The organism is Microcystis sp. M079S1, assembly GCF_020246425.1.
Taxonomy (GTDB): Bacteria; Cyanobacteriota; Cyanobacteriia; order Cyanobacteriales; family Microcystaceae; genus Microcystis; species Microcystis aeruginosa.
The window spans coordinates 1-7,739 of record NZ_JADBSZ010000325.1 but is presented as its reverse complement, the minus strand read 5'-3'; the positions used below and the strand labels follow the sequence as shown (position 1 = coordinate 7,739).

Below are 7,739 nucleotides of genomic sequence, written 5' to 3'. Positions count from 1 at the left end.
TAGTTTAAGAGTCATAATTAGAAGCAAAGCACTCATTGAAAACATGATTAACCTAGAATTCACGGAAGAAGAAAAGAACTCACTGTATTATGAAAGATTTCATCATCCCCATCCCCGGGTTCAACTGAAGATGGAAGTTCTGGTTCTTCGTTACTTGGTATGGTTCAATAGGGTGGCATAAATCGACTAAATCTTTATCTGGCAAGAGTTCTATTGATTAGTTCCTTCTAGATCGAAAACAATTGACAAAAATCGCATCAATGTCCTTCTCTATAAGGGTTTCATCCCTTATAACTCCGTCCATTGCATAGCACCAACCGAAGAACCGGATAGAGAACAAGCGGTTCAAGAGGGACTTAAAAGAGGACTACAGCAAGGTATTCAACAAGGAAGACAACAGGGAGAAGCAAAGTTAGTCTTCCGTCAACTTCAACGACGTTTCGGCGAAATACCGCAAAATATTGAGGAAACCATCCGCAAGCTTCCTGTGGAGCGCTTAGAAGACTTAGGACTCGCTTTATTAGACTTTGACACTTTGGCAGATTTAGATAACTGGTTGCATCCGTGAACAATGGCGATCGATTCATTTATCATTTATTATTCTATAGTTAAGGGGTCCACATCGATCGCCATACTTACCCTTGGTAAAACTAAGCTTTTCAGAGGAAGAAAAAGACGACCGATATCAGCCTTGTATCCAGAGAATTTTAACAGAATTTGCCAGCGATAACGGTTAGCCACGCGCATAATTGTTGCGGGTGCAGGTCCCAAAATATCCCAATCGGAACCCAAATTATTAACACATTCCTCCGCAACATTTTCGGCACTTTTCTGGACTGCTTCCCCATCTAAACCACTAAAGCGAATTAAGACTAAACTGCCGTAGGGAGGATAATTTAAACTCTCTCTCTGCATTAATTCCGTCTCGACAAAACCCTCATAATCGTGGGTTTGCACTGCTCTAATCACGGGATGTTCAGGGGTATAGGTTTGGATAATAACCTTTCCTTCTGTTTCTCCCCTTCCTGCTCTCCCTGCTACTTGGGTGAGGGTTTGAAAAGCGCGTTCGGAGGCGCGATAATCGGAGTGATATAGTAACCCATCGGCAGCCATAATTCCCACTAAAGTAACTCGCTCGATATCTAATCCTTTGGTGAGCATTTGGGTTCCGACTAAGACATCGAACTCACCATCAGTAAATTTTTTTAATAGTTCCCGGGGAGCATTTTTATTGCGGGTGGTATCACTATCAAAACGCAAGCAACGCATATCAGGAAATTCTTTGGTTAATTCTTGGGTGACGCGCTGAGTGCCAGTACCGAAAAATTTTAGATAGGGAGAACCGCATTCAGGACATTGTTTCGGATGGATGCGACCATAGTTGCAGTAGTGACAGCGTAGTAATTCTTCGGCTCCCGGGTCGGTGTGGTGGTAAGATAGGGAGACATCACAGTGGGGACACTCTAGCACATAACCGCAACTTCGGCAAGATACAAAGGTACTATGACCCCGGCGACTGACGAATAAAATTGCCTGTTCTCCCTTGTCGCGCAGGGTTTCCAGAGATGAACGCAGAGATTGACTAAACAGGGAACGATTGCCTCGTTGCAATTCCCGTCGCATATCGACGATTTCCACCCGCGGTAAGGGGCGATTTTGGATGCGATCGGGCAAAGATAGGTAAAGACGGGGATTAACTTGGGATTCTAGCCATGTTTCTAGGGATGGCGTGGCCGAGCCTAAAATTACGGGACAATGGTTTAATTGAGCGCGCCATTTAGCCACGGTACGCGCGTGATAGGTGGGGAGTAATTGACTTTGTTTAAAGCTGCTATCGTGTTCTTCGTCGAGGATAATCATGCCTAGGTGGGGTAAAGGGGCAAAAATCGCCGATCGCGTCCCGATAATGATCTGCGGGGTTCCTGTCAACATCTGTCGCCAGGTATCGTATCTTTCTCCTTCCGAGAGGGCGCTATGATAAACATAGACTCGATCGCCAAAACGGGCCACAAAGCGATCGGTTAGTTGCGGTGTTAATCCAATTTCGGGGACTAAAACCAAGGCAGATTTACCCGCTGCTAGGACAGGTGCGATCGCCTGTAGATAGACTTCTGTTTTACCCGATCCCGTCACTCCATGTAAGAGAGCGCTTTCACCATCTTTTAGGGTTTGAATGGCTTCTAAAGCCTGTTTTTGACTAGAAGTCAGTGTTTTTGGTTGATCCCTGCTCATAATCGCCGAGGATAAGCGCAGAAATTCCCGGTCCTGAATCACCACATAACCCTTGTCAATTAGTGGTTTAAAATGTTTTGTCCCCGCGAGTTGTGCCAATTCTGGCAGCCACATTTCTCCTCCCTGATGACGGAGAATTTCGACAATTTTGCGTTGATTTTCAGTTAAATCCGTAGGAAAGTCGGTTATTAGCAGGGTAATGGCTTTTTTTAGCTTAATATTAGGACTTTTGGGCGCTTCTAGATAACTTTCTACCCAACCGCGCTTAACTAAGTCTCGGATCCCGTAATTAGCATTTTTTACTTTTTCTTGCAGGTATTTCGCCGAATAATCGCCTTCTTTTTGATTTTTGAGCAGGGATAAAATCTGACGGGAGAGGGGAGTACAAAAAACTTCTGCACCGGGGGGAATCGCTGCCGGTTTTAATCTGATGCGACGTTGGGAGCGTCGGAGTAAACCCGTGGGTAAAGCGACGCGAACAACGGTGATTAAATCCGTCGCGTAGTATTGGGCGATTTTAGTCAATAACTGCCAATAATTATCGGGAAAAAAGCCCTTAGTAATCACATCTTCCACAGGACGAACTTGATTTTCTTCTAGTCCTGCGGGCAAATTTTCGAGAAATCTAATAGCAATTCCCCCAATTACCTGAGAACCGAAGGGAACGCTTAAAATATCGCCAATTTCTACCGTTAAATCTGGGGGGACACTATAGGTTAATAATTGCTGATCCTCTTGACTATCTCTAGGATAAGGGCGATCGACCAAAACCTCTAACCACAGTTGCCCAGTGGTGGTTAATTGGTAAGGTGTGCGAGGTTCCGCTACAGTCAGAGTAGCACAGCGATCGAGCATGGTTATCAGTTATCAGTTATCAGTTATCAGTTATCAGTTATCAGTGGCAAGTGGCAAGTGGCAAGTGGGGAGAATGAGGTATTTAAATTATAGTTTAAAGCTTGAGGGGAATAAAAATAGCTAATTTTCTCTAAAAACAGTTTAAATATTGCTTTTTTGTCCACAAATTCAGTTATCAGTGGCAAGTGGCAAGTGGGGAGAATGAGGTATTTAAATTATAGTTTAAAGCTCGAGGGGAATAAAAATAGCTAATTTTCTCTAAAAACAGTTTAAATATTGCTTTTTTGCCCACAAATTTTGATTTTTAGCTCTTGCAGTCTCCCCAAAATAATTTTTGGCCACCCTTAAGCATTGATAAAGTTAATGATAACTATTGACTATTAGCTATTGAATTAAAGCATAGTTAGTCAAAACTTGAGAATAGTTCTCAATAAAAAAAGCGAAGAATAGTCATAAAAAGCTGACTGCTATCTTGATTGTTAAGAAGCGTGATCTTTACCTAGTCAAATACCAAAAACCTTAGTTAGAGTGTATAAGTGGAAACCCTGAAAGTTTTCCCTATTCACCAGAAAATCTGATTATCTGGTTCGGCGATTTGTAACCATCGACACAGAATCGCGCAATTATATCCCAGAAATGGCCGCCATTAATTAAGAAAACGTTTAAAAAATCTGCTCCCCGAAAATTCAATGTAACAATCAGCCCATTGGGAGAAATTGAGTTTTTCCCTGCTATTATAATCCCACTCCATCCATAACTGCTTATGAAAATCTCTAAACTGGCTGCCGATGATAATTTTAATCAAATCATTGCCCTGGAGACAAATCCTTTAGAACTAGACAGCGTGGATTTTGCTGAAAGAACTGACGAAGATCTGACTGAACCTTTACCGGAAACCCTAAAAACCACTCGTGGGGGTAGTGGAACTGGATACGATAAAGGCAGCAATGAAGATACTGTTGGGGCATTTTTTAAAGAAATGGCCCGTTATCCCCTGCTTAATGCGGAAGAAGAAATTGAATTAGCCCACTCGGTTAAGTTTCTGATGGAAGCGGAAGAAGTGCGCCAAAAACTACAAGAAAATTTACATCGTCCCCCGACGAAAACGGAATGGGCGATCGCTTTACAATTAGATAATGAACGTCAACTGGAAAACCGTCTTTATCGGGGACGAACAGCTAAACGGAAAATGATTCGTTCTAATTTGCGCTTGGTGGTTTCTATCGCTAAACGCTATTTAAATCGCGGAGTTCCTTTCTTAGATTTAATTCAAGAAGGTGCGATCGGACTCAACCGTGCGGCCGAAAAATTTGATCCCAATAAAGGTTATAAATTCTCTACCTATGCTTATTGGTGGATTCGACAAGCAATCACCCGCACTATTGCTAACGATGCGCGGACAATTCGTTTACCGATTCACATTGTCGAAAAACTCAATAAACTCAAAAAAGCGCAGCGCATTCTCAAGCAAGATTTACAGCGCAATCCCAATGAACGAGAACTCGCGGAAGCGTTAGAAATAACTCCCGAACAATTGCGGCAATTATTACAATTGCGTCGTCAATCTCTCTCTTTAAATCATCGTGTAGGGAAAGGAGAAGATACGGAATTAGTAGATCTGTTGGAAGATGATGATCTACAACTTCCCGAAGATAAAATGAATGAGATGATGATGCGTCAGGAAATTTTCGCAGTTTTAAGTGATGTTCTCACGGAACGGGAAAAAGATGTTATCTCCCTCCGTTATGGTTTAGCTACCAGTCAACCCTATACCCTAGAGGAAGTGGGGGGAATGTTCAATTTATCTCGCGAACGAGTACGTCAAATTCAAACTAAAGCGATGCGAAAATTACGTCGTCCTCAAGTCGCACGTCGTCTGAAAGGATGGTTACATTAATAATTTTTTCTAACTCGTTCTCTCCCCTCTCCTTTTTCTTGGAGAGCTTTTTTTTGTCGATATTTAGCTTAAAATTAAGATAAAGTTGATTTTCTCAGTAGATAGTCATAATACCTATGAACTGACATCTCCAACGGAAAGTGAAAACGGGAAAATATCAATCTCCAGAAAAAGTCATTGACTTTGCTTTGCAGTTACTCGATGAATACGAACAAATAACTGATGCGGAATGGAGAGAATATATTCGGCAAAAATAGATGAAGCTATTATTTTTTCTAGTTCTCAATAAAATCAAACTAATTCAATATGTCCAAAAATTCTTGGTTAATTCCCGATAATATTTATTTTCTCAACCATGGTTCCTATGGTGCAACCCCTAGAATAGTCTTGGATTATCAGCAACAATTGCGGGAACGAATGGAAAGACAACCTTTAGCATTTTTGGGGAGAGAATTAGAAGGATTATTAGATATTGCTAGGCAAAAATTAGCGGATTTAGTGGGAGTAAATAGCGATGATTTAGTCTTTGTTCCCAATGCAACCACAGCAGTAAATGCGGTGTTAAATTCTCTCACTTTTCAGGAAAATGAGGAAATTCTGATCACCGATCAGACCTATAATGCTTGTGCTAATGCAGTTAAACATATAGCTAAAAGATGGGGTTTAAAGGTAATTATCGCTAAAATTCCCTTTCCTGTACAGTCTCCTTTAGAAATTAGTCAAGCAATTTTAGCATCTGTTTCTACCCGGACAAAATTAGTAGTTTTAGATCATGTCACCAGTCCCACGGCCCTAATTTGGCCAATCGCAGAAATTGTGCAAGAATTAAATAATCGGGGCATTGATACTCTCATCGATGGCGCTCATGCTTTAGGTTTTTTACCCCTTAATATCAGAGAAATTAATCCCACCTATTATACTGCTAATTGTCATAAGTGGTTATGTAGTCCCAAGGGGGCTGCTTTTCTCTATGTGCGCGGGGATAAACAGGCAATAATTCGACCTTTAACTATTAGCCATGGAGCGAATTCCCCTCGACAAGATCGCTCCCGTTTTCAGTTAGAATTTGCTTGGATGGGAACCGATGATCCCACCGCTTATTTATCAGTGCCAAAAGCGATCGAGTTTTTAAATTCTCTCTCTATTGATGGTTTACTGGGTCTGATGGCGACGAATCGTAATTTGGTTTTAAAAGCCAGAAATTTGCTTTGTCATGCCTTAGAGGTCAATTATCCCTGTCCAGAATCGATGATCGGATCGATGTCTTCAATTTTAATTCCTCATTATTCTTGGGCAGCAGAAGATTTATCTAGGCAACTGTGGGAAAAATATCAGATTGAAGTGCCGATAATTCCCTGGGGAGAAGCATCATTAATTGTGAGGATTTCTGCTCACTACTATAATTCGATCGAGCAGTATGAATATTTAGCTGGGGTTTTAAATTACTTGCTATTGCAGCAAAGATAAGCGGGGAGCGGGGGAAAAAATCCATAACTGAGTTTTTAAAGTTGGATTGGGAGTTAATAACGGACTTGCTATGAGAACCGATAATTGGGCTAAAATACTTCTTGGAGCATGGTTTCCTTGAGCATTTCTAAACCCTTTTTCACCCGACGGGAGACGGTAACAACACTAATGCCTAATTGTTCGGCGGTTTCCCGTTGAGTAAGATCCTTAAGGAAGACAAATTCGAGAATATGACGGGTTTTGTCTTCTAATTGAGCCAGTGCCTGTTGTAAACGAATGCGATCCTCTTGACAAAGTTGAAAGCTGCGATAACGGGGATCGGGAACGAGGTCTTTTAAACAAGTATTATTATCTTCATCGTTATTAACCGTCGCATCGAGACTAAGAGGTTCACGGTTTTGGAAAGCCAGTTTTACCTCTTGCCATTCTTCGAGCGAAATATTTAAAGCGAGGGAGATTTCTGTATCATTGGGTTGACGATTGTGGATAGTTTGGAAATCCCGACGCACATTTGTCGCTTGTCTGCCTAAATCTAACCAACGACGAGGAATACGAACTGTATAACTTTTATCGCGCAGATGGTGTTGAATTTCGCCGCGAATATAGGGAATAGCGAAGGAGCTAAAAGCATGACCTTTGCTGCTGTCAAAACGCTCGATCGCCCGAATTAGTCCCATAGAGCCAACCTGCACTAAATCTTCGTAATTTTCATGACATTGATTAACCCAATGATGAGCTTCCCTTCTGACTAATCCTAGGTTTAACTCCATAATCTGATCCCGTAACTTATTATCTCCTGTTTTTTGGTATTTTTGAAATAGCGTGAGAGTTTCCAGTTTAAGATTTTCTTTATTTAGGACAGACATAGAGTGCTAACAGACTTAAAAAATATTGACTGTAAAATATCACTATTGCAATTAGCTTTGACCAATCCCAATACAGTCTAGATGAGAAGCGGCAAGCAATGGCAGCAATGTAATTTACCCAGATTATGATGATACAGCTTTTATATATGGACTTGTGTGATTTGACGCGGTCAAGGAAGTATTTAAGGACACAGGTAAGCTAAAACGCAGGTAATTAGGGTCTGCTGAAAAAGTTTTTCCTGGGGGTAGGGTGTAGGGTGTGGGGTGTGGGGTGTGAATTTTGGCTCTTCGTTACCCTTTATGCTAAATCAACAGACAAGATGCCAAGATAACATACTTCTAACCCAAAAATTCCGAAAGTTTCTAAAGCCATAGCCTCTCCGTTTTATTAGTTTAAGTTTATTGTTGATTCCCTCGACCAC

Annotated in this window: 6 protein-coding genes and 1 pseudogene; 4 read left to right on the top strand and 3 right to left on the bottom strand. The window is 41.4% G+C overall.

The window, feature by feature from the left end; translation table 11 throughout:
• Positions 1–43: 43 nt before the first annotated feature.
• Positions 44–151: pseudogene (locus IM456_RS20955) on the top strand (IS630 family transposase); the annotation flags it as partial.
• Positions 152–241: 90 nt separating this feature from the next.
• Positions 242–568: a DUF4351 domain-containing protein gene (locus IM456_RS23435; protein ID WP_306342193.1), complete on the top strand. Its 327-nt coding sequence runs from the start codon at positions 242–244 to the stop codon at positions 566–568.
• Between the two features lie 29 nt (positions 569–597).
• Here IM456_RS23435 and priA read toward each other — a convergent pair whose 3' ends face one another.
• On the bottom strand, positions 598–3,087 hold the full coding sequence (priA, locus tag IM456_RS20945) for a primosomal protein N' (protein ID WP_149987117.1): 2,490 nt from the start codon (positions 3,085–3,087) through the stop codon (positions 598–600).
• A 763-nt stretch (positions 3,088–3,850) separates the two neighbouring features.
• On the opposite strand from priA, the gene IM456_RS20940 reads away from it, so the two are divergent.
• Positions 3,851–4,984 carry an RNA polymerase sigma factor, RpoD/SigA family gene (locus IM456_RS20940; protein ID WP_287693101.1) on the top strand — a complete coding sequence of 378 codons (1,134 nt, stop codon included), beginning with the start codon at positions 3,851–3,853 and terminating at the stop codon, positions 4,982–4,984.
• 306 nt (positions 4,985–5,290) lie between these two features.
• Complete coding sequence (locus IM456_RS20935; protein WP_287693102.1) at positions 5,291–6,451, top strand: aminotransferase class V-fold PLP-dependent enzyme; 1,161 nt, start codon at positions 5,291–5,293, stop codon at positions 6,449–6,451.
• 89 nt (positions 6,452–6,540) lie between these two features.
• On the opposite strand, the gene IM456_RS20930 is transcribed toward IM456_RS20935, so the two are convergent.
• Complete coding sequence (locus IM456_RS20930) at positions 6,541–7,317, bottom strand: RNA polymerase sigma factor SigF (RefSeq protein WP_149987113.1); 777 nt, start codon at positions 7,315–7,317, stop codon at positions 6,541–6,543.
• Between the two features lie 308 nt (positions 7,318–7,625).
• On the bottom strand, positions 7,626–7,739 hold a 114-nt coding region (locus IM456_RS20925), incomplete at its 5' end, for a transposase (RefSeq protein WP_130758671.1).

Coding starts and splice junctions, on each gene's coding strand:
- priA (WP_149987117.1), bottom strand. CDS start 3,087: ATGCTCGATCGCTGTGCTACTCTGACTGTAGCGGAACCTCGCACACCT.
- IM456_RS20940 (WP_287693101.1), top strand. CDS start 3,851: ATGAAAATCTCTAAACTGGCTGCCGATGATAATTTTAATCAAATCATT.
- IM456_RS20935 (WP_287693102.1), top strand. CDS start 5,291: ATGTCCAAAAATTCTTGGTTAATTCCCGATAATATTTATTTTCTCAAC.
- IM456_RS20930 (WP_149987113.1), bottom strand. CDS start 7,317: ATGTCTGTCCTAAATAAAGAAAATCTTAAACTGGAAACTCTCACGCTA.